The sequence below is a fragment of the Ruegeria sp. CH10 genome (genome assembly GCF_056537125.1).
In genome coordinates this window covers 860,844-881,872 of sequence record NZ_JBQFQY010000001.1, presented here as the reverse complement: position 1 = coordinate 881,872, position 21,029 = coordinate 860,844, and the positions used below count along the sequence as shown (strand labels likewise).

Here is a 21,029-nt window from a genome sequence, read left to right as displayed (position 1 = left end):
GTCAACGGGCGCGTAAATTCTTTTGTATTTAGGCAGGTTCGGGCCGGTCAGCCTTGCAGCGATTTCACCTCAACATCCCCTTCGGCCTGCGCCTTGATCGCCAGCGCCGCGGCATGGCTGGCAGCGGCAGTGGTGAAATAGGGGATTTTGTCATACAGCGCGATGGAGCGGATGGACTTGCTGTCCTCGACCGCCTGTGCGCCTTCGGTGGTGTTCATCAGCAGCTGGACCTGACCGTCTTTAAGCATATCGCCTACATCGGGGCGACCCTCATAGACCTTATTGACCACGTCGCAGGCAACGCCCTGTTCCGCCAGCCAAGCCTGTGTGCCGCGGGTTGCGACCAGAGAGAAGCCTTGTTCCGTCAGAACCTGCGCGGCCTCCAGCATCGCGGGTGTCTTGTCCGCGTCCTTGATCGAGATGAACGCCCGGCCCGAGGACGGCAGCACCATACCGGCCCCCATCTGCGCCTTGAGGAAGGCACGCGGGAAGTCGCGATCCCAACCCATGACCTCACCGGTTGAGCGCATTTCCGGGCCCAGAATGGTGTCGACGCCGGGGAAACGGGCAAAGGGCAGTACAGCCTCTTTCACGGAGAACCACGGCATGTCCGGGTCGGCCAGCGTCATCTGGTCGGCGATCTTGGTATCCTGACCTTCTTTATACGCAGGGCGCATCGGGAAGGCCGACAGTTTCTCACCGGCCATGATGCGCGCCGCGATGGAGGCAATCGCGCTGTCGGTGGCTTTGGCCACGAACGGCACGGTGCGCGAGGCGCGGGGGTTCACTTCGATCAGGTAGATGTCACCATCCTTGATCGCAAACTGCACGTTCATCAGGCCGACAACGTTCAGCGCCTTGGCCAGTTTGAACGTTTGCTCTTTGATCTGCTCAATTATGTCCTTGGACAGCGAGTAGGGCGGCAGCGAACAGGCGCTATCGCCCGAATGCACGCCGGCCTCTTCGATATGCTGCATGATGCCTGCGACATGCACGTCAGTACCGTCGCACAGCGCATCCACGTCCAGCTCAACCGCACCAGCCAGATAGCTGTCCAGCAGAACGGGGCTGTCGCCCGAGACCACCACGGCCTCGTTGATATAGCGCCGCAGCTGATCCATATCGCGCACGATTTCCATCGCACGGCCACCCAGAACGTAAGAGGGGCGGATCACCAACGGGAAGCCGATCTCTTCGGCGATCTCCAGCGCCTGCTCATCGGTCGCGGCGATGCCGTTCTTGGGCTGTTTCAGCCCCAGATCGTTCACCAGAGCCTGGAAGCGTTCACGGTCTTCGGCCAGATCAATCGCGTCGGGCGTGGTGCCGAGGATCGGAATGCCTTCGGCCTCAAGCGCATTGGCCAACTTCAGCGGCGTCTGACCGCCGAATTGAACGATCACACCGTGCAGGGTGCCATTTTCCTGCTCTTTCGTCAGGATTTCCATGACGTGTTCAAAGGTCAGCGGTTCAAAGTACAGGCGGTCCGAGGTGTCATAGTCGGTCGAAACCGTCTCGGGGTTGCAGTTGACCATGATGGTCTCATAGCCCGCGTCGGTCAGCGCGAAACAGGCGTGACAGCAGCAATAGTCGAACTCGATCCCCTGACCGATCCGGTTGGGGCCGCCGCCCAGAATGACGACCTTTTTACGGTCGCTCGGGCGCGCCTCGCATTCGACCTCACCCATCATCGGGGCCTCATAGGTCGAGTACATATAGGGCGTCTGCGCCTCGAACTCGGCGGCGCAGGTGTCGATGCGTTTGAACACGGCTTTGACGCCCAGATTGCGGCGGGCGCGGCGGACGTTGTCTTCGTCGCGACCTGTCAGATTGCCCAGACGCGCATCGGTGAAGCCCAGCATTTTCAGCTTGCGGATGCCGTCCTCGGTCACCGGCAGGCCGTCTTTGCGGACCTGACGCTCGGCCTCGATGATCTCGCGGATACGGGCCAGGAACCACGGGTCGAACTTGGTGACGCCGAAAATCTCGTCATCGGTCAGACCGTGGCGCATCGCCTGCGCGATGGTGCGCAGCCGGTCAGGCGTCTGCTGGCTGATCGCCTTGATCACGGCGGCCTTGTCGTCGGCCTCGTCCCAGACACCTACGTTCAGGCCGGGGATTTCGACCTCATCAAAGCCGGTCAGACCCGATTCCATCGAGGCCAGCGCTTTTTGCATCGATTCGTGGATCGTGCGGCCGATGGACATCGCCTCACCCACCGACTTCATCGCGGTGGTCAGGTAGGGTTCCGAGCCCGGGAATTTCTCAAACGCGAATTTCGGGATTTTGGTGACGACATAGTCGATGGTCGGCTCGAAGCTGGCAGGCGTGACCTTGGTGATGTCGTTGTCCAACTCATCCAGCGTATAGCCGACGGCCAGCTTCGCGGCGATCTTGGCAATCGGGAAACCCGTCGCCTTGGAGGCCAGCGCCGAGGAGCGCGACACACGCGGGTTCATCTCGATCACGACCATTCGGCCATCTTCGGGGTTGATCGCCCACTGCACGTTCGAACCGCCGGTTTCGACCCCGATTTCGCGCAGAACGGCGATCGAGCCGTTACGCATGATCTGGTATTCCTTGTCGGTCAGCGTGAGCGCTGGGGCCACGGTGATCGAGTCGCCGGTGTGCACGCCCATCGGATCGACGTTTTCAATCGAACACACGATGATGGCGTTGTCGGCGGTGTCGCGCACCACCTCCATCTCGTATTCCTTCCAGCCCAGCAGACTTTCGTCGACGAGGATCTGGTTCACGGGCGAGGCATCCATGCCCGAACGGCAGAAATGGATGTAATCCTCACGGTTGTAGGCCACACCACCGCCGGTGCCGCCGAGTGTAAAGGCAGGGCGGATGATGGCGGGCAAGCCGATCTCTTCCAGCTCGTCCAGCGCCATCTGTACGCCTGCATCCAGATCGGTCGAACCGTCTTCGCGCTTGGGCGCGGTCACGATGGTTGCCTTGGGGTTTTCAAGGCCCAGCCGGTCCATCGCCTCGCGGAACAGGGCGCGGTCTTCGGCCATTTCGATGGCGTCGCGTTTGGCACCGATCATCTCGACCCCGAACTTGTCCAGCACACCCATCTCTTCCAGCGCCAGCGAGGTGTTCAGGCCGGTCTGCCCGCCCATCGTGGGCAGCAGGGCGTCGGGGCGCTCTTTCTCGATGATTTTGGCGACAACTTCGGGGGTGATCGGTTCAATATACGTCGCGTCCGCCAAACCGGGATCGGTCATGATGGTGGCGGGGTTTGAGTTCACCAGGATAACCCGGTACCCTTCCTCGCGCAGCGCTTTGCACGCCTGCGCACCGGAATAGTCGAACTCGCAGGCTTGACCGATAACAATGGGGCCCGCCCCAATGATCATGATCGACTTGATGTCGGTTCTTCTCGGCATGGCCACGTTCCTTCGATTATCCGCGAGTCAGGGCACCGCCCAAGCGCCCAAATTGTCCTGCGTTATAGGGACAGCGCGAAAAGGTTCAAGGGGTATCGGAAACAGGGACGAAATTGCCGCTTTCCCCTCTTTCCCTCACCGCCGTATCCTCTATATCGCGCAGCACGGCAAATGAGGATGCAATTGCGTATTCGTTTTGATCAGGGCCCGGCCGGGCAGGGGACCACCTTCAACCGGCCAACCGACGTGATCCGCGCGGAAACGGCGGAGGACGTGCCCCACGCGTTGGAGGCGCTGGATGCCGCACGCGCAGATGGTGCCTGGCTGGCGGGCTATGCCAGTTATGAATTGGGCTATGCGCTTGAGCCGCGACTGGCTGACCGGATGCCTGCAGACCGTCGCCTGCCTTTGCTGTGTTTCGGCGTTTATGACGCACCCGGCCAAAGCGATCTGCCTGCGGCTGCGGGGGGCGTGACAAGCTTTGCGCCCCGCTGGGACGAGCCGCGCTATACACGTGCCTTTCAACAGGTGCATGACGCCATTGGTGCCGGTGACATCTATCAGGCCAACCTGACCTTTCCCATCGACCTGACGGTTGAGGGCGACAGTGGGGCGCTTTATGCCGCTCTGGCCTCGGGTCAGCCCGTGGGGCATGGCGCATTGGTCCAGCAGGACGGGCTGCCCGACCTGCTCAGCCGCTCGCCCGAGCTGTTCTTTCGCACCGATGCCGATCGGATGATCGAAACCCGCCCGATGAAGGGCACGCAGCCCCGCAGCGAAGACATGGCCGAAGACGCCCGCCGCCGCGATTTCCTGTCGCGCGATGAAAAGAACCGGGCCGAGAACCTGATGATCGTCGACCTGCTGCGCAACGACATTAGCCGCGTGGCGCTGCCGGGGTCGGTCAAGGTCCCCGAGCTGTTCAAGGTTGAAACCTACGCGACCGTACACCAGATGATCTCGCTGGTGCAGGCGCAATTGCATCTGGGGGCCGAACTGTCGGATGTTCTGATGGCGCTGTTCCCCTGCGGCTCGATCACCGGAGCGCCCAAGATTCGCGCGATGGAGATTCTGTCTGACCTCGAACTCTGGTCGCGTGACATCTATTGCGGTGCCATTGGCTGGGCCGCGCCGGACGGACGGTCGGAATTCAACGTGGCCATCCGCACATTGATGGTCGAGGATGGCAAAGCCACGCTGAATGTGGGCGGCGGCGTCGTCTGGGACAGTACGGCCCCGTCCGAATATGAGGAGGCGCTATGGAAAGCCCGCTTCGCCCACCAAATGATCCTGACTTCCGCGTAATTGAAACGCTTGGGTTTCGTCCCGGTCAAGGCTTCGTGCGGTTGGGCCAACACCTGGCTCGGATGGCCCGCACGGCCAAAGCGCTGGGCATTCCGTTCAACGCAAAACGGGCTGAGGACTGTCTGAACAGCGTGGCAGGCCCAAGCCCCTTGCGCTGCCGGTTGACCTTGGATGTTGACGGGGGACTGGACGCAACCACCGGCGCGTTGACCGAGAACCCTCCAGTCTGGAGCGTCGCGATTGCGCGGACACGTTTGAAAGCGTCTGACGTTTGGTTGCGACATAAGACAACGCAGCGCGCTGTGTATGACAACGCCCGCGCGTCTTTGCCCGATGGCATCGATGAGCTGATTTTCCTGAATGAGCGCAATGAGCTGTGCGAAGGCACGATCACCAACCTGTTCGTGCACATGCCCGATGGTCGACGCCTGACACCGCCTCTGTCCAGTGGCGTACTGCCCGGCGTTCTGCGCCAGGACTTGCTGGATAATAAACAAGTTACCGAAGCCGTCCTGACCTTGACCGATCTGAAAGAGGCAGAGAAGGTTTTTGCAGGAAATTCCCTGCGTAGTCTGATCCGGGTGGAGTTGTTAGAAGAGTGAGCAAGCAAACCGATTGGGCCGACAGCGCTGTACCGCACATGCGGCTGCGGTTTGAGTTTGGGCTGTTCTTTGTCGCCGTGCCCGTTCTGATCGCGGTGCTTTTTCCGCCGGACTGGATGTTCCCGTCTCTGTTCACCTTCACGGCCATCGGCATCGTTCTGCTGCACAATACACCCGGCTTTGCCTGGGCCGAACTTCGCTATAACTGGCGCAACTGGTCCTGGGCCGGGGTGGCCGCCTTCACCGGGGCAATGACGGGGTTTTGCGCCGCCCTTGTGATGGCAACCCGGCCCGAGGCCGCCTTCTTCTTGTTGCGTAACCGACCCGAGTTTCTGCTGGTGATCTGGGCCTTTTACCCGCTGGTCTCGGCCCTGCCACAAGAGCTGTTGTTCCGCGTGCTGTTCTTCCGCCGCTACCGCGCGATCCTGCCGGATGGCAGCGCGGCCTATCTGCTGAACGCGGCGCTGTTTTCGCTGGCCCATCTGATGTACTGGAGCTGGATCGTCGCCATCATGACCTTTGGCGGCGGGCTTTTGTTCACATGGGCGTACCGCAAGCGTGGCTCGTTTTTCTACGCGGTGCTGCTGCACGCGATTGCAGGCAACATCATCTTTGCGGCCGGTTTGGGTGTCTATTTCTACTCAGGCAACGTGCAAAGGCCGTTTTGAACGGGATACCTGCCTTGACTTTCGCGCCCCAACGGGGTGTATCGGCGCGACGAATTCTGCGCCCGAAGGGATATTTTCATGCACGCCTATCGCAGCCACACCTGCGCCGCTCTGACCGCCGCCAATGTCGGTGAAACCGTCCGCCTGTCCGGCTGGGTGCATCGTGTCCGAGATCACGGCGGCGTGCTGTTCATCGACCTGCGCGACCATTTCGGCGTGACGCAAGTGCTGTGCGACGGCGACAGCGCGGCCTTTGCCGAGCTGGAAAAGGTGCGGTCCGAGTGGTGTATCCGCATCGATGGCACCGTCAAAGCACGCGACCCCGAACTGGTGAACCCGAAACTGCCCACCGGCGAGGTCGAGGTTTACGTGCGCGAGCTGGAAGTGCTGGGCGCGGCCGACGAACTGCCCCTGATGGTCTTCGGCGAACAGGAATACCCCGAAGAAACCCGCCTGCGCTATCGTTATCTGGACCTGCGCCGCGAGGCGATGCAGCAGAACATGACCCTGCGCTCGGACGTTGTGTCCTCGATGCGCCGCCGCATGTGGGATCAGGGCTTCCGTGAGTATCAGACGCCGATCATCACGGCCTCGTCCCCCGAGGGCGCGCGTGACTTCCTGGTGCCTTCGCGCCTGCATCCGGGCAAGTTCTATGCGCTGCCGCAGGCCCCGCAGCAGTTCAAGCAGCTGATCATGGTGTCGGGCTTCGACAAGTATTTCCAGATCGCGCCCTGCTTCCGCGATGAAGACCCGCGCGCCGACCGTTCGCCCACCGATTTCTACCAGCTTGACCTTGAGATGTCCTTTGTCGAGCAGCAGGATGTGTTCGACACGATCCAGCCCGTTCTGACCGGTGTGTTCGAGGAATTCGGGGGGCGTCGCAAGGTGGATCAGGAATGGCCGCAGATCTCCTACAAGGACGCGGCCCTGTGGTATGGCAGCGACAAGCCCGACCTGCGGAACCCCATTAAAATGCAAGTGGTCTCCGACCACTTCCGCGGGTCTGGCTTTGCGATTTTCGCGAAGCTGTTGGAGCAGGACGGCACCGAAATCCGCGCCATCCCAGCGCCGACCGGTGGCAGCCGCAAGTTTTGTGATCGCATGAACGCATTCGCCCAGAAAGAGGGCCTGCCCGGCATGGGTTACATTTTCTGGCGCGATCAGGGTGAGGGGATGGAGGCCGCAGGACCGCTGGCCAAGAACATCGGCCCCGAACGCACTGAGGCGATCCGTCAGCAGCTGGGTCTGGGCGTGGGCGATGCAGCGTTCTTCCTGGGTGGCAAGCCGAAAGCCTTTGAAAAGGTTGCGGGAAAGGCGCGTGATGTGATCGGCGAAGACCTTGGCCTGACCGAAAAAGACCGCTTTGCCTTTGCGTGGATCGTGGATTTCCCGATCTATGAGCAGGACGAAGAAACCGGCGCGATCGACTTTGAACACAACCCGTTCTCGATGCCCCAAGGCGGCATGGAGGCGCTGAACGGCAATCCGCTGGACGTGCGTGGCTATCAGTATGATCTGGCCTGTAACGGGTATGAGCTGGTCTCGGGCGCGATCCGCAACCATAAGCCGGAAATCATGCTGAAGGCCTTTGAACTGGCGGGCTATGGCGCGGATGAGGTGAAATCGCGCTTTGGCGCGCTGTTCAATGCCTTCCACTATGGCGCGCCGCCGCACGGGGGCTGCGCTGCGGGCATCGACCGGATCGTGATGCTGCTGGCCGATGAGGCCAACATCCGCGAGGTCATGATGTTCCCGATGAACCAGCGCGCCGAAGACCTGATGATGGACGCGCCGTCCGATCCGACCTCGGATCAGTTGATGGAACTGGGTCTGCGGATCATCCCGCAGGAGTAACCCTGTTTAAACCCCTTAGAGGCCCGTCGCAGACCCTGCGGCGGGTTTTTTCTTGGCGGTCTGTACGGCTGCGCCCAATCCGCGAGCATGACCCTTACCATCACTTACTGCTTGCAGTACGCAAGGCTGTGCGCCGCTTGCCACCCGTATGTTCCGTGCGGTTGTCCGGGTCTGGCAATAGGCCCAGATGATCAGGATTGTTGCGGTCAGAAAATAGGCGGTCACCATCTCAAATCGCCTCACGCTGTTCCAGTCGGGCCTGAACGATGCCGGCGACCTGAGCGGCCAGAGCTGTCACCGGTGCACCGCTGGCGCGGGATTCCGCTAGCTTCTGAGCGGCATCTGCCAGAATCGTATCCTCGGCATCCCGGGCGACCCCACGCAGGAATTGGGCTGCGTAATCCAGTGTAAGATGATCATTTGGTCCAGCCAGAACATCCGCGATATGCGCCATATCGTCCTGATAAGCCATTGGGTCAGGGCAAATGACCTCATCCCGCACGGCGTGCAGGCTGTTGGGGCGGCGGTCTTCGGGCAAGCTTTCCAGAACGAATTTTTGGAAATGCGATAGTGATTTCAGTGGCTTGTGCAGGAACCCGTCCGCGCCAGCCTTCAGGGCGGCATCTTCGGCATGGTCATCGCCCGACATGGCCAGAATGGCACCAATCCGTGGATTGGTCTGGGTGAGTTCCGCGATCAGTTCGGCCCCGGACCCGTCTGGCAGGCCAATATCCACCAAAATGACCGAGGGGCGGTAAATCTGCAGGTGTCGACGCGCGGATGTCAGGCAATCGGCACGCCGGATACGTGCGCCAGAATGCAGGCACATCAGGCGGATCGCGTCGCAGGCATAACGGCTGTCTTCGACAACCAGAATGGTTTGGCCCAACAGCGGCCGCGTGGCCGTCGGCTGTGCGGGAGAGGCGAAGGGGCTCGAATCGTCCATGGCAGAACTCCTAATCAGCAGATGCCTCACGCTAGAAACTTCTGGCTAACACGACGTTAACGGCAATTTGGCGCACTTGTTCTTTGGCTGAACTGCCCTCATAACCGCTGCAACGCAGAATGGAGGAGAGTTCTATGATTGGTCGTTTGAACCATGTTGCCATCGCTGTACCCGATCTTGAGGCGGCGTCCGAGCAGTATCGCAACGCGCTGGGGGCCACGGTCGGCGCGCCTCAGGATGAGCCCGATCACGGTGTGACCGTGGTGTTCATCGAACTGCCCAATACCAAGATCGAGCTGCTGTATCCGCTGGGCGAGAACAGCCCGATCAACGGATTTCTGGAAAAGAACCCGTCAGGCGGCATTCACCATGTCTGCTATGAGGTCGATGACATCATCGCGGCGCGTGATCATTTGAAAGAAACCGGAGCCCGCGTGCTGGGGTCGGGCGAGCCCAAGATCGGTGCCCATGGCAAGCCGGTGCTTTTCCTGCACCCCAAGGACTTTAACGGCTGCCTGGTTGAGCTAGAACAGGTTTAACACACGCGAGGCTGTCATGACGATCACTGCTGCTCTGGTTCTTTTTGCCGTCATCTGGTTCATGACGCTGTTGGTGGTGCTGCCGATCCGCATCAAGACGCAGGGCGATCTGGGTGAGATCGTTCCGGGCACCCATGCCGGTGCGCCGGAAGTGCATCACATGAAGAAAAAGCTGTGGATCACCACCGGGATAACGGTGGTGCTGTGGGTGGTTATTGCAGGGATCATCATCTCGGGCGTGATTTCGGTGCGCGACTTTGACTGGCTGAACCAGCTTGAGCCGCGCGGCTAGGCGTCAGGCGGACAGTTTGTGATAGATATGGGTGAAGGTCGCGGCCCCGATGATCGGGATCACGAGGTTCACCAGCGGCACTGACAAGGGGATCGCCATCAGCGTCCCCGCCATCCAGATCGTGGTGATATGCTTGGCCCGCAGCTTGCGCGCTCCGTCACGCCCGATGCGGCGCAGGGCGGCTAGAGTGAAATATTCCCGGCCCAGCAGAAACCCGTTCATCGCCCAGAAGATAAAGGGCGCCAGCGGCGTGAAAATCGCGTAGAGGATCAGCGCCAGCAGGTTGGCGACGATCAGCAGGCCCATAAAGCTGAGCGCGTCCCGCAACCCCTCGCTAAAGGGGATGCCGGGTACGGCGGCTAAGGTGGGATAGTGTTTGTCCTCGACCGCCTGCGCGACCTCTTCCAGAAACATCGAGATAATGGCCGAGGCGACGGGCATCATCAGAAACACAGGCAGGATCAGCACCACGAAGATACCGGAATAGCTTAGCACGTCATTCAGCCACGGGACTGCCCCGATCCAGGGCAATGAGATTTCACTCCCCGACGCCCGGTTTATCAGCCAGATCGCCACGGCACAGGCCGCGATCAACAATGCAATCGTCAGCCCCACACCGCGCAGCAGGACGGCACGGAACTTGGGGTCTCCGATCTGGCCAAGGGCTGCGAAAAACGCGTTGAAGATGATCATTCCGAGACCCACTCGGTCAACTCAGCAATGTCAGGGCGGGGGCGTTCGGGTGGGGTGGTGCCCTCGGTCGCGATATGGATCAGGCCCGCGACCCGTTCATTGTCTTGCAGGCCGAAAGCCTGACGGCAGAACGCGGGGTCGTGGGTTTGCCAGCCTGACAGCCAGTTTGCGCCCCAGCCAGCGGCAAGGGCCGCGTTCAACAGCGCCAGACAAACGGCCCCTGCGGAATAGGTCTGTTCGATTGCAGGCACTTTTTCCGACGGCTTTTGTACTTCGATCACCGCGACGGCCAGATGGCCCATGTCGAACTGGCTTTGGGCTTTGGCGATCTCTTCGGGGGTTTTGCCCAACTTCTCACCGCTGTGCCGTGTCAGTTCGGACAGGCGTGGCATCGCGCCTTTTTCCAGCACGATGAAGCGCCAGGGCTCCAGCTTGCCATGATCCGGGCTGCGCGCGGCGGCGGTCAGCAGCGGCAACAGCTCGTCCCGTGTCGGGGCCGGGGCGACCAGAGTTTTCGCGGGGCGCGACCGGCGTGATTGCAGGAATTCCAGAGCGGCCGGGTTTTTCAAGGACATATGTTAACTTCCTTTACATGAGCAGTGTGTATCTGGTTGAACATCTGGCCCGTTTCAAGTGCAAACAGCTGGATATGCGGGATCAATTTCATTCCCCGCGCGCCCATGCAAGTGTGTTTGCAGGCAGGAGGGACAAGATGGCCAAACCAAAGCTGCGCGATGTGCCGGATCTAAGCGCCTATGCCGTGCCGGGCACCGCGTTGGCAGTCCGAGTGACACCCAAAGCGGCAAAAGACAGTATCGCGCTGGATGGCGGGAAAATCCGCATCACCGTGACCGCGCCGCCGGAAAACGGCAAAGCCAATGACGCGGTGCGCCGGATATTGGCGATGGCTATGGGGATCGCCCCGTCCGATCTGACCCTGAAGCAGGGGCCGACGTCGCGGGACAAGCTTTTCGTTTACGCGCCCTGATCTGGACGTTCGTGAATCTGGTAAACCCCTTCGGGCAGGTCCAAAGCTGCCGCCAGGTCGCGAACCTGTTCCGGCGACAGGGTTATCTTTTGCATCTGGTCCGTCCGGGGGTTCAATTGCTCCAGCGTTACACATTCGGCAAAGCTGTTGATGACGACATCCTCTTGCAACGGCTTGGGGCCATCGTCGACCAGAGTGATGACTGTCGAGTCGAATTCATGCTCAATCGAAAACATGTTGGCAGAGTGCCGGGCGAAGCTCGGCAATGCAACCCGTTCGCGCATAAACCGGGTGTGGCGGTCCAAGTAGGAGCGCGCTATGGTTTCGCAAACGGGATCGCCGTTTCAAAGGAATTTCTATGCGTCGTCTGACCTATCTGCTGTTTTCACTGGTGCTGGCGGCGTGCAACGCGGGTGGCCTGCGCGTGCAGCCTGTGACCGAGTGGTCGCCGGACACGCAGGATTTCCGGGTTGAGGCCGAAGCCTTTCGCGAAATCAGCCAGACCGTGGGCAAAGAGGCGCGGGCCGAGTGTCTGCGGCAGGGCCGGGTGAGAAACTGCGACTTTACGATCCTGGTCGATCTGAATCCGAACGCTCCGGCAAATGCGTTTCAGACTCTGGATGATAAGGACCAGCCGGTCATCATCTTTACCCGGGCGATGATCCAATCCGCAAACAACGCGGATGAACTGGCTTTTGTCATGGGGCACGAGGCGGCCCATCATGTTTTGGGGCATATCGATCAACAATCCAAAAACGCCCGGGAAGGCGCCGCGATTTTCGACAGGCTTGGCAAGCTCTATGGCGAAGACGGGGCGCAGCTTGAACGCTCGCAAAAGCTGGGCGCTGAGGTGAATGTGCAGATCAACGTCAAACAGTTTGAGCTGGAGGCGGACCAACTGGGCACAATCATCATCCATAATGCCGGGTATGATCCTTTGGTCGGTGCAAAGTACTTTGACCGTATCCCCGATCCGGGCGATCAGTTTCTGGGCACGCACCCTCCGAATGCAGATCGGGTTCAGATCGTTTTGGAAACCGCACGGCAACTGGGTCTGACACAATGACTGTCGTGATACGGCTGGGTGTGATCCTCACCGACAGGGGCTCGAAATACGCGGTGTCGGGCGCACCAGTGACGACGCGTGCCGATGTCGATGCGGTGCTGCAGGCGCTGAAGGCAGACAAAGCTTATGCCAAGGCAACTCACAACACCTGGGCTGCTGTTCTGCCGACAGGGGCGCTCAAGGCTGATGACGGCGAAAGCGGCGCTGGTATGGTGATCCTGCGCATGCTGGAACGTGCGGGGATGGACGGCCATGTGGTGATCGTCACCCGCTGGTATGGCGGCAAGAAACTGGGCGGGGACCGCTTTCGCCGCGTGCAGGACGCCACGCGCGCCTATCTGGACCATATCGGCGTGGGGCCTTGACCTGAGTCAAAGGCCCATCCGCAGCTTTCGGCTATCCTGTTAGGGACGTGCGACAGGAAAGGATCAGCTATGGCGGATCAGGACGTATTGAAACTTCACGCCGGTCTGGTCGACCGGATGGCAACCAAACTTGGGGTGGACCTGCAAGAGGCGGCGATCAGTGGGGATGTTTCCATCGATCAACTGACCGACGCTGTCCTGAGATGCACGGATTGCCCGAACCCCGGCCACTGCCAGAGTTTCCTGAACGAAATGGGTCAGGCGACGCAGACACCTGAATACTGCCGGAATCAGAATCTTCTTGGCAAACTCGTGCCGTAACGACCGGAGTGCCCCATGCCCCATCTCGGAGAGATCATGACCCACCTGCGCCTTGTCCTGCGTATGGGGCGGGCGACGGGTACGGATATGGTTGCGGCCCATTCCAAAGGGCACCTGACACAGCAGGATTGGGCCGAAATGATTCAGTATTGCCGGGGCTGTGGCTGGGCCAACCAATGCCCGGATTGGCTGGATCAACATGAAAACATCGTCGGTGCTCCGCAGACCTGCAAAAACCATCAGCGGTTTGCGGCGCTGAAGACGCGGTTAGAACAGGAAACAGCATGACACGTTCCGTTCTGGGTGATGTCGAAAAACACTTCTGGCTGACCCGATCCGTGGCACGCTGCATGAACGTGTCTTTCACCGAAGCCATGGCCGATGGCCGTCTGACCCCGGACGAGTATGCCCGGATGATCACCCGGTGCCGGGCGTCGAATTGCAGTGAGGACTGTGTTCTGTGGCTGGCACAGCAACAATCCGAGGCCAGCGCGGCCCCGGAGTTCTGTGCCAATGCGGATCAGTTGAACGCGCTGAAGCGCTGATCAGAGCTTGGAATGCGACCCGTCGCAAAGCGGTGATTTCTTGCTGTGCTTGCAGCCACAGAAAAACACCTTTTTGGTGCTGTCTGCGGTGTATTTTATCGGCTCGAAACTTGTGTCCTTGTGGGATCCATCGCAAAACGGCTGCCTTTTGGACTGCCCGCAGGAACACCAGAAATAGCTTTTGCCCTCGGTCACCTCAACAGGGTAGGGGTCTTTTTGGGCGATAATGGGGGTGTCTGACATGTGGCTACTCCGTCTTTGCTGATGTCACTGCAACAAGAGTAGGCCGATCCGTGCAAAACGGTAGTCTTTGCTCAGAAATCTGCGTTGTCTGAGGGGGTTACTGGCAGTGTTCCGCCTTCATCACGTGTTTGTGATTGAATCCGTTGCCAAAATATCACCGAAGTCGTATTCTGAGACTGGCCCCGAATTCTTGGGCAATATCAGGAAATTAATAAAGGAATGACGGATATGAAAATCAAGTTTTTTGCCGTTGGTGCATTTGCCCTGGTCCTGGCTGCGTGCTCGCAGCAGGAGGAGCCAGCACCGGTTTACATCACCCCTGAATATGACAAGTTCGGTACGCCGAGCTGCCCGGCAGGTACCGAGCTGGCCACCACCGAAGCTGGTCAGACCGTGTGTAACCCGGTCGCACAGTAAGAATTCCGCGGGCGGCTTTTGCTTTAGGCCGCCCGCATCTATAATCAGTCGCAGCCGCCCCCGGGGCGGCTTTTTTATCGTCAGAGGGTCAATGAGAAACTTCTTTACACGTCTCAGGGATCGCACCGTCTGGAGCTGGCAGGGTCTGGTGGCCACGTGGCGCGATGAATATTCGTTTCGGGTCTGGGGCTGGGCGAATCTGATTTCTGCCGGTCTGGTGTTTTTGCTGCCACTGGACAGCGGTATGCGCACGCTGATCCTTGTTTTGGGTTTGCTGGTATTGGTGGCAGAGCTGTTCAATACCGCGATTGAACGGGCGGTTGACCACACCTCGACCGAACAGAACACTCTGGCGGGTCAGGCCAAGGACGCCGCCAGTGCAGCCGTCGCTCTGACGGCTGTGACGGCGGGCGTCGCATGGGTGGCCGGGGTGGTCAGCCTGTTTTAACAGAGGCGGCGTCAGTGACGCCGCTTGTAATACTTGAACCCCCGATGCCGGATGCCATAGCGTTTGGGGATGTAATAGGGCGACACGTGTTTTTTGCGGAACCCGTGTGCCGACCGATGATGTCGTTTGACCGGTTTGCGATAGTAAACCCGCGGTTTTGATTTATGCAGATGGACCTTGGGCTTTTTGCCTTTGTGGTGAACCTTGACCTCGGGCTTATGCTCTTTGGTCACGCCATAATAGCGGTGAACCTGGTGCTGGCTTTTGTGCAGAAGGTTCTGAGGTTTGGTCCCGATCACCAGAAACCCGCCCGAGCGGACCTGGTCAGCGACAGCAGGCATCGCAAAGACATGGGCGGCAAAGACCACCGCCAGACATTTCAGGCCATAGAGGCGCAGATAAGACATTGGACTCTCCTTCTTACAAGGCAGTTCGTCCTGTCATGATCCGCCATCGGGGCGCAAAACGCCAATAAACTCGGCTCACGCTTCGACTATCGGGGGTGACCGGATCAGACGAGCTTGCCCCAGAGGTCATATTCCCCGGCTTCGTCCACCTCGACCCGGACAATGTCGCCGGGTTTGAGGTCTTCGAACCCTTCATCGATGAACAGATTGCCGTCGATCTCGGGGGCATCCGCCTTGGTGCGGCAGGTGGCGGCCTCGGCATCGACTTCATCTACGATCACGTCGATGGTCTGGCCGACCTTTGCGGCCAGCTTGGCCTCGGAAATGGCCTGCGCCTTTTCCATGAAGCGGTCCCAGCGGTCCTGCTTGACCTCGGCCGGGACATGATCTGGCAGGTCGTTCGACCGTGCGCCATCGACGTTTTCGTATTGGAAGCAACCGACACGATCCAGCTGCGCCTCATCCATCCAATCCAGCAGGGTCTGGAACTCGGCCTCGGTCTCGCCGGGGTAGCCGACGATAAAGGTTGACCGCAGGGTGATGTCCGGGCACGTGGCGCGCCAGGCGGCGATTTCGTCCAGTGTTTTGGCCGCCGCCGCCGGGCGGGCCATGCGTTTCAGAACGTCCGGATGGGCGTGCTGGAACGGAATATCCAGATAAGGCAGCACATTGCACCCGGCATCCGCCATCAGCGAGATCAACTCGCGCACATGCGGGTAGGGGTAGACATAGTGCAGACGCACCCAGGCATCGAGCTGCCCCAGTTCGCGCGAAAGATCGGTGATGTGGCTGCGCACCTCGCGGTCTTTCCACGGGTTCACGTCGTATTTCCGGTCCAGCCCATAGGCCGAGGTGTCCTGCGAAATCACCAGCAGTTCGCGCACGCCATTGTCGACCAATTTCTCGGCCTCGCGCAGAACGGCATGTGCCGGGCGGCTGGCCAGTTTCCCGCGCATGTCAGGGATAATGCAGAACTTGCACTTGTGGTTGCAGCCCTCGGAAATCTTGAGATAGCTGTAGTGGCGCGGGGTCAGCTGCACGCTGGCGGCGGGGAGCAAGTCCACAAACGGATCAGGATCGGGCGGCACGGCGCTGTGAACGGCATCCAGAACCTGTTCATATTGATGCGGGCCGGTCACGGCCATGATGCGGGGATGATGCTCGCGGATGTAATCCGGTTCCGCCCCCAGACAGCCGGTCACGATGACCTTGCCGTTTTCCACCAAAGCCTCGCCAATGGCGTCCAGCGATTCAGCCTTGGCGCTGTCGAGGAAGCCGCAGGTGTTCACAATCACGGCATCTGCCCCGGAATAATCCGGCGAAATTCCGTACCCTTCGGCCCGCAAACGGGTCAGGATACGCTCACTGTCGACCAGAGCTTTGGGGCAGCCAAGGGACACCATGCCGATGGTGGGCTGATTCAAACGTGGCGTCTCGGGCATCCGGGCGGCTGGCGCCAGATCGGGGCGGAGGTTTGGCGGGTTTGTACTCATTGGGCGGCATATAGTGGGGAACGCTTCCCCTTGCAAATGATGGCTGAGCTTTGAATGATCTTTTCAACGCATGCCAAAAAAGCGGAGAGCAGAAAAATGAAGTGGCTGTTGCGCATCCTGTTCCTTTTCGTGGTCGCATTTGGCCTTGCGATTGGCGCGCTGTTGCTGATGCCGGGCGACAAGCTGGCCACGATCCTGGCCGAGCAGGTCAAGGCCAAAACCGGGCGAGAGCTGAGCCTGACCGGTGAGGTCAAACTGTCGTTCTGGCCGGTTCTGGGAATGGAGACGGGGCCTGTCACCTTTAGCAACGCCCCCTGGGCGGCATCGGAACCGATGCTGAGCGCGAACAGCCTGGCCGTCGGCGTCGATGCTGCGGCCCTGCTGAATGGTGAGTTTCGTATCCGCCGCGTCATTGCTGATCAGCCCGTGCTGCGGTTGGAACTGTCGGACGGGCGGGGAAACTGGGAGCTGAGTGCCGCTGGCTCTCAGCCCAGTGCCCAGGCCAGTTCAGGGCAAGCCACCGCGCCTACGCAGACCTCGTCACAGGGCGCCGTCACTCTGGATCGCCTGGAACTGACAGATGCGCGGTTGCTTTACATCGAAAACGGCGTGAAGACCTTCGATTTCTCGGGCGTTGATCTGTCTGCCAGTTGGCCCGATGTTTCCGCACCGATGATCATGGCGGCGCAGATGGGCGTGCCGGGGGGGACGGTCAATGTCGACCTCAAGATACCGAACCTGCCCGCCTATGCCTCGGGCGCGGTGGCACCGTTGCAACTGGCCCTGACCGCGCCGGGCGGAGAGTTCGGCTTTGACGGCCGCGTTAACCTGGCCGGAGAGATGGACGGCAGTCTTGAGGTCAAGACGACCAATACCGAACAGATGCTGGCGGCGTTCGGGCAGGCGGGCGTTGGCGTGCCCCGGGGATTGGGTCGTGTGGCCGATGTCTCGGGGCATATGACTTATACAAGCGATGGCCGTGCATCGCTGCGCCAGATGGTGGCACAGCTGGATAACAATCGCTTCACTGGCGATGTGGACGTCGAGATCGCGGACCCGCCCAAAATCACCGCGCGTCTCAAGACCGGCGATCTGGATTTGTCGCGTTACAATGAGACATCGGATTCCGGGGGCGGCGGCTCTGCTACGGCCCCTGCAACCGGCAGTGGATGGTCAACTGACCCCATCGACGCCTCTGCGCTGGCGCTGGCCAATGGCGAAATCCGCCTGACCGCCGCATCCATCGCGGTGCCTGATCTGACGCTGGGCCCAAGCGACCTGACGCTTAGCCTGGATCGATCCCGGGCGGTTCTCAAGATGAACCCCGCCACTTTGTTCGCGGGCACAGTGACCGGGCAGGTGGTCGCCAATAATCGAAACGGGCTGTCAGTTGGCGGCAATCTGAAAGCCGACGGTATCAACCTGCAGCAAGCTCTGTCGACCGCGCTTGATGTCAATGGGTTCACGGGAACTGGCTCTGGCAGTTTCGACTTTCTGGGCGTGGGGCAAACCGAAGATCAGATCATGCGCTCTCTCAGCGGGAAGGGCGGCCTGAATGTGGGGCAAGGCGTGATTTCGGGCTTTGATCTTGACCGGTTGATGGGACGGGGCAAGGGCACTGGTGGAACAACGGTTTTCAACAGTCTGACGGCCAGCTTTACGATGGATCAGGGGGTTCTGACCAACAATGATCTGTTGATGTCGCTGGATAACTTCCGCGCTGATGGCAAAGGGGTGGTCAATATCGGGGCGCAGACGCTTGACTATTTGTTTACGCCGACCGCGTTACGGGCCAATTCCGGCCAAGGCATTTCGGTGCCAGTTCGCATTGTCGGTCCTTGGAGCAACCCGTCGATCAAACCTGATCTGACCAAGGTGATCGAAGCTGCCGCCGAAGGGCAGTTGAAAGACCTGGAAGACGACGCCAAGCAAAAGGTGCTGGATAAGGTCGGTGATGAGTTGGGGACTGTGGTCACCGACAGCGAAAGCGTCGAAGATGCCCTGAAGAACAAACTGGAGGAAGAGGCCAAGAAGGGCCTGCTCAAACTGTTTGGTGCAGACTAAAAGGGGTGCCCTCGGGCACCCCTTAATTGGTTTGGATCAGATGGTTTGATCGTAATCGCCAACGCCGGGTTCGGTGCGGATCACCGCATCGATATCGGCGAAGATGGCGCGCATTTCATCTTCGCTGTCACTGCTTTCGCAGACCACAACCAGATTTGGCGTGTTCGAAGAGGCGCGCACCAGCCCCCAGCTGCCATTGTCCAGAATGACACGTGCGCCGTTGACCGTGACCACCTCTTTGATCGCGCGACCAGCCAGAGTTTCCCCTGCATCGGCCTTGGCGACCAGCTTGTCGACCAGACGTGCAAGGATGTCGTATTTCTCGGTATCCGCCGCATAGGGGGACATGGTCGGGGTCGACCATGTCTTCGGCAGCGCCTTGCGCAGATCCGACATGCTTTTGTCCGGGTTGCGGTCCATCAGCTTACAAATCTCGACCGCCACACGCATGCCGCAGTCGTAGCCGCGCCCGATAGGCTCGGCCAGAAAGTAGTGACCCGATTTTTCAAACCCAGCCAGCGCGTTGATTTCCTTGACCCGGCGTTTCATGTGGCTGTGGCCGGTCTTCCAGTAGTCGGCCTTGACGCCACGGGCCTGCAATTCGGGGTCGCTGGCGAACAGGCCAGTGGATTTCACATCGGCCACAAAGGTCGCATTGGGGTACAGCTTGGCCAGATCGCGGGCCATGATCACGCCAACCTTGTCGGCAAAAATCTCCTCACCCTCGTCATCGACAACGCCGCAGCGGTCGCCGTCGCCGTCAAAGCCAAGCGCCATGTCGGCACCGCTGGATTTCACGGTATCGGACATGTCGTGCAGCATCTCCATCGCTTCGGGATTGGGGTTGTAGTTGGGGAAGGTGTAATCCAGCCGGGTGTGGCTGGGCACAACCTCGACGCCCATCCGCTCGAATATCTCGGGCGCAAAGGCCGAAGCGGTGCCGTTCCCGGTCGCGCAAACCACTTTCAGCGGGCGTGACATTTTGAAATCGCCAACCAGATCGTCGATATAAGCTTCTTTGACGCCATCAACGAACTCGTATGACCCGCCCTCATGTGGCTGGCCTTCGCCATTCAGCACAATGTCGCGCAGTTCCGACATTTCATCAGGCCCGTGGGTCAGAGGACGCTCAAAACCCATCTTCACCCCGGTCCAGCCATTGGGATTGTGGCTGGCGGTGACCATTGCCACAGCAGGCACATCCAGATGGAACTGGGCGAAATACGCCATCGGGCTAAGCGCGGGGCCAATATCCTTGACCTGAATTCCTGCCTGCATCAGCCCAAGGATCAGCGCGTTCTTGATCGCCAGCGAATAGTCGCGATAGTCATTGCCGACCGCAATGACCGGCGCGATGCCGCGTTTGCGCATCTGAGTGCCCAGACCAAGGCCCAAAGCCGTCATGCCGGGCAGGTTGATCTCTTCGGGGTATTTCCAGCGGGCGTCATATTCGCGAAACCCCGTGGGTTTGATCATCGGGTCGCGCAGAAAGCTCCAGGTGTTTGGGGTCACCTCGGGGATGGGTTTGGTCATACTATCGCTCGTGCTTAAATCTGAATGGGGTTGGCTTTGGCCAGCGCGTCAAAGCGCATCAAAGTGTCAATCAACTGGGGCATCTGATCCAGATAGATCATGTTGGGCCCGTCGCAGGGTGCGTTGTCCGGGTCCTGATGCGTTTCCATAAACACGGCCCCCGTCCCAACGGCGACCGCAGCCCGGGCCATGACCGGCGCAAATTCGCGCTGACCACCGGATGAGCCACCTTGACCGCCGGGTTGCTGCACCGAATGGGTGGCGTCCATTACCACTGGGTAACCCGTCTGCGCCATTTGCGGCAGCGAGCGCATGTCTGCCACCAGCGTGTTATAGCCAAAGGACGAGCCACGCTCAGTCAGCAGGATATTCGTATTCCCGGTGCTTTCGATCTTGGCCACGATATTGGGCATTTCCCAGGGGGCCAGAAACTGCCCCTTTTTAACGTTGATCACAGCGCCCGTATTGCCCGCAGCCAGCAGCATGTCGGTCTGACGGCACAGAAAGGCCGGGATCTGCAGCACATCCACAGCCTCGGCCGCGATTGCGCATTGCGCTTCGGTGTGGACGTCCGTCAGAACCGGAATGCCCATCGTCTTGCGGATGTCATCCAGCACCTTCAGCCCGGCATCGATCCCCATGCCGCGCGCGCCGGACAGAGAGGTCCGGTTCGCCTTGTCGTAAGAGGCTTTGAAGACATACTGCGCACCGGCGGCATCGCAGGCCTCTTTCATTTTTCCCGCGATCATCTGGGCATGATCGGCAGTTTCAAGCTGGCAGGGGCCCGCAATGATCGTCAGAGGCAGATCATTGCCGACCGTGAGATCGGAGATTTTTACATGTTTCAT

At 60.0% G+C, this 21,029-nt stretch carries 25 protein-coding genes; 15 read left to right on the top strand and 10 right to left on the bottom strand.

What is annotated here, in order from left to right; translation table 11 throughout:
* Positions 1–47: 47 nt before the first annotated feature.
* A complete protein-coding gene (carB, locus tag ACRZ94_RS04415; protein WP_480796758.1) occupies positions 48–3,392 on the bottom strand; it encodes a carbamoyl-phosphate synthase large subunit in 3,345 nt (1,114 codons plus the stop codon).
* A gap of 177 nt (positions 3,393–3,569) precedes the next feature.
* On the opposite strand from carB, the gene ACRZ94_RS04410 reads away from it, so the two are divergent.
* The 4 genes from ACRZ94_RS04410 to aspS all read left to right on the top strand — a co-directional run bounded on the left by ACRZ94_RS04410 (position 3,570) and on the right by aspS (position 7,821).
* Positions 3,570–4,697 (top strand): aminodeoxychorismate synthase component I, encoded by a 1,128-nt coding sequence (locus ACRZ94_RS04410; RefSeq protein WP_480796757.1) that lies wholly within the window; start codon positions 3,570–3,572, stop codon positions 4,695–4,697.
* A complete protein-coding gene (locus tag ACRZ94_RS04405; RefSeq protein WP_480796756.1) occupies positions 4,652–5,299 on the top strand; it encodes an aminotransferase class IV family protein in 648 nt (215 codons plus the stop codon). The genes ACRZ94_RS04410 and ACRZ94_RS04405 overlap by 46 nt, the downstream gene beginning before the upstream one ends.
* Positions 5,296–5,967: a CPBP family intramembrane glutamic endopeptidase gene (locus ACRZ94_RS04400; protein WP_480650147.1), complete on the top strand. Its 672-nt coding sequence runs from the start codon at positions 5,296–5,298 to the stop codon at positions 5,965–5,967. The genes ACRZ94_RS04405 and ACRZ94_RS04400 overlap by 4 nt, the downstream gene beginning before the upstream one ends.
* Before the next feature lie 78 nt (positions 5,968–6,045).
* Positions 6,046–7,821, top strand: coding sequence for an aspartate--tRNA ligase (gene aspS / locus ACRZ94_RS04395; RefSeq protein WP_480796755.1), 1,776 nt, complete (start codon positions 6,046–6,048; stop codon positions 7,819–7,821).
* 229 nt (positions 7,822–8,050) lie between these two features.
* Here the strand turns inward: aspS and ACRZ94_RS04390 are convergent, their stop codons facing one another.
* Complete coding sequence (locus ACRZ94_RS04390) at positions 8,051–8,767, bottom strand: response regulator (RefSeq protein WP_480650149.1); 717 nt, start codon at positions 8,765–8,767, stop codon at positions 8,051–8,053.
* 134 nt (positions 8,768–8,901) lie between these two features.
* Here ACRZ94_RS04390 and mce point away from each other — a divergent pair, with 134 nt between their 5' ends.
* Both mce and ACRZ94_RS04380 read left to right on the top strand, forming a co-directional pair.
* Complete coding sequence (gene mce / locus ACRZ94_RS04385) at positions 8,902–9,306, top strand: methylmalonyl-CoA epimerase (RefSeq protein WP_480796754.1); 405 nt, start codon at positions 8,902–8,904, stop codon at positions 9,304–9,306.
* Positions 9,307–9,322: 16 nt separating this feature from the next.
* Positions 9,323–9,598: a DUF1467 family protein gene (locus ACRZ94_RS04380; RefSeq protein ID WP_480650151.1), complete on the top strand. Its 276-nt coding sequence runs from the start codon at positions 9,323–9,325 to the stop codon at positions 9,596–9,598.
* Positions 9,599–9,601: 3 nt separating this feature from the next.
* On the opposite strand, the gene ACRZ94_RS04375 is transcribed toward ACRZ94_RS04380, so the two are convergent.
* Entirely contained in the window at positions 9,602–10,291 is a 690-nt protein-coding gene (locus tag ACRZ94_RS04375) for an EI24 domain-containing protein (RefSeq protein WP_480650152.1), read from the bottom strand.
* A complete protein-coding gene (locus ACRZ94_RS04370; protein ID WP_480650153.1) occupies positions 10,288–10,866 on the bottom strand; it encodes a nitroreductase family protein in 579 nt (192 codons plus the stop codon). The genes ACRZ94_RS04375 and ACRZ94_RS04370 overlap by 4 nt, the downstream gene beginning before the upstream one ends.
* Before the next feature lie 137 nt (positions 10,867–11,003).
* Between ACRZ94_RS04370 and ACRZ94_RS04365 the strand changes: the two genes are divergently transcribed.
* On the top strand, positions 11,004–11,279 hold the full coding sequence (locus tag ACRZ94_RS04365; protein WP_480651415.1) for a DUF167 domain-containing protein: 276 nt from the start codon (positions 11,004–11,006) through the stop codon (positions 11,277–11,279).
* On the opposite strand, the gene ACRZ94_RS04360 is transcribed toward ACRZ94_RS04365, so the two are convergent.
* The gene (locus ACRZ94_RS04360) at positions 11,267–11,515 is read right to left on the bottom strand and encodes a hypothetical protein (protein WP_480796753.1); all 249 of its coding nucleotides are present in this window, start codon (positions 11,513–11,515) and stop codon (positions 11,267–11,269) included. The two genes, ACRZ94_RS04365 and ACRZ94_RS04360, sit on opposite strands and share 13 nt — an antisense overlap.
* Before the next feature lie 122 nt (positions 11,516–11,637).
* Here ACRZ94_RS04360 and ACRZ94_RS04355 point away from each other — a divergent pair, with 122 nt between their 5' ends.
* The 5 genes from ACRZ94_RS04355 (at position 11,638) to ACRZ94_RS04335 (ending at position 13,576) form a co-directional block, all read left to right on the top strand.
* Positions 11,638–12,345: a M48 family metallopeptidase gene (locus ACRZ94_RS04355; RefSeq protein WP_480796752.1), complete on the top strand. Its 708-nt coding sequence runs from the start codon at positions 11,638–11,640 to the stop codon at positions 12,343–12,345.
* Positions 12,342–12,710, top strand: a complete 369-nt coding sequence (locus ACRZ94_RS04350) for a YigZ family protein (RefSeq protein ID WP_480796751.1) — start codon at positions 12,342–12,344, stop codon at positions 12,708–12,710. Before ACRZ94_RS04355 ends, ACRZ94_RS04350 begins: the two co-directional genes overlap by 4 nt.
* A gap of 69 nt (positions 12,711–12,779) precedes the next feature.
* Positions 12,780–13,031 (top strand): DUF6455 family protein, encoded by a 252-nt coding sequence (locus ACRZ94_RS04345; protein ID WP_480650157.1) that lies wholly within the window; start codon positions 12,780–12,782, stop codon positions 13,029–13,031.
* 15 nt (positions 13,032–13,046) lie between these two features.
* Positions 13,047–13,319 carry a DUF6455 family protein gene (locus tag ACRZ94_RS04340; RefSeq protein WP_480650158.1) on the top strand — a complete coding sequence of 91 codons (273 nt, stop codon included), beginning with the start codon at positions 13,047–13,049 and terminating at the stop codon, positions 13,317–13,319.
* Complete coding sequence (locus ACRZ94_RS04335) at positions 13,316–13,576, top strand: DUF6455 family protein (RefSeq protein ID WP_480650159.1); 261 nt, start codon at positions 13,316–13,318, stop codon at positions 13,574–13,576. Before ACRZ94_RS04340 ends, ACRZ94_RS04335 begins: the two co-directional genes overlap by 4 nt.
* Here the strand turns inward: ACRZ94_RS04335 and ACRZ94_RS04330 are convergent, their stop codons facing one another.
* Positions 13,577–13,819: a CDGSH iron-sulfur domain-containing protein gene (locus ACRZ94_RS04330; RefSeq protein WP_480650160.1), complete on the bottom strand. Its 243-nt coding sequence runs from the start codon at positions 13,817–13,819 to the stop codon at positions 13,577–13,579.
* Positions 13,820–14,038: 219 nt separating this feature from the next.
* Between ACRZ94_RS04330 and ACRZ94_RS04325 the strand changes: the two genes are divergently transcribed.
* Both ACRZ94_RS04325 and ACRZ94_RS04320 read left to right on the top strand, forming a co-directional pair.
* Positions 14,039–14,236, top strand: coding sequence for a hypothetical protein (locus tag ACRZ94_RS04325; protein WP_480650161.1), 198 nt, complete (start codon positions 14,039–14,041; stop codon positions 14,234–14,236).
* A 91-nt stretch (positions 14,237–14,327) separates the two neighbouring features.
* Positions 14,328–14,684, top strand: coding sequence for a diacylglycerol kinase (locus ACRZ94_RS04320; RefSeq protein WP_480650162.1), 357 nt, complete (start codon positions 14,328–14,330; stop codon positions 14,682–14,684).
* Positions 14,685–14,695: 11 nt separating this feature from the next.
* Here the strand turns inward: ACRZ94_RS04320 and ACRZ94_RS04315 are convergent, their stop codons facing one another.
* Entirely contained in the window at positions 14,696–15,091 is a 396-nt protein-coding gene (locus ACRZ94_RS04315; RefSeq protein ID WP_480796750.1) for a hypothetical protein, read from the bottom strand.
* 104 nt (positions 15,092–15,195) lie between these two features.
* Positions 15,196–16,584 carry a 30S ribosomal protein S12 methylthiotransferase RimO gene (gene rimO / locus ACRZ94_RS04310; protein ID WP_480650164.1) on the bottom strand — a complete coding sequence of 463 codons (1,389 nt, stop codon included), beginning with the start codon at positions 16,582–16,584 and terminating at the stop codon, positions 15,196–15,198.
* A gap of 96 nt (positions 16,585–16,680) precedes the next feature.
* Between rimO and ACRZ94_RS04305 the strand changes: the two genes are divergently transcribed.
* Positions 16,681–18,648, top strand: coding sequence for an AsmA family protein (locus ACRZ94_RS04305; RefSeq protein ID WP_480650165.1), 1,968 nt, complete (start codon positions 16,681–16,683; stop codon positions 18,646–18,648).
* A 36-nt stretch (positions 18,649–18,684) separates the two neighbouring features.
* On the opposite strand, the gene ACRZ94_RS04300 is transcribed toward ACRZ94_RS04305, so the two are convergent.
* Together ACRZ94_RS04300 and kdsA are read right to left on the bottom strand one after the other, a co-directional pair.
* Positions 18,685–20,181, bottom strand: a complete 1,497-nt coding sequence (locus ACRZ94_RS04300) for a phosphomannomutase/phosphoglucomutase (RefSeq protein WP_480650166.1) — start codon at positions 20,179–20,181, stop codon at positions 18,685–18,687.
* Between the two features lie 14 nt (positions 20,182–20,195).
* Positions 20,196–21,029: a 3-deoxy-8-phosphooctulonate synthase gene (kdsA, locus tag ACRZ94_RS04295; RefSeq protein ID WP_480650167.1), complete on the bottom strand. Its 834-nt coding sequence runs from the start codon at positions 21,027–21,029 to the stop codon at positions 20,196–20,198.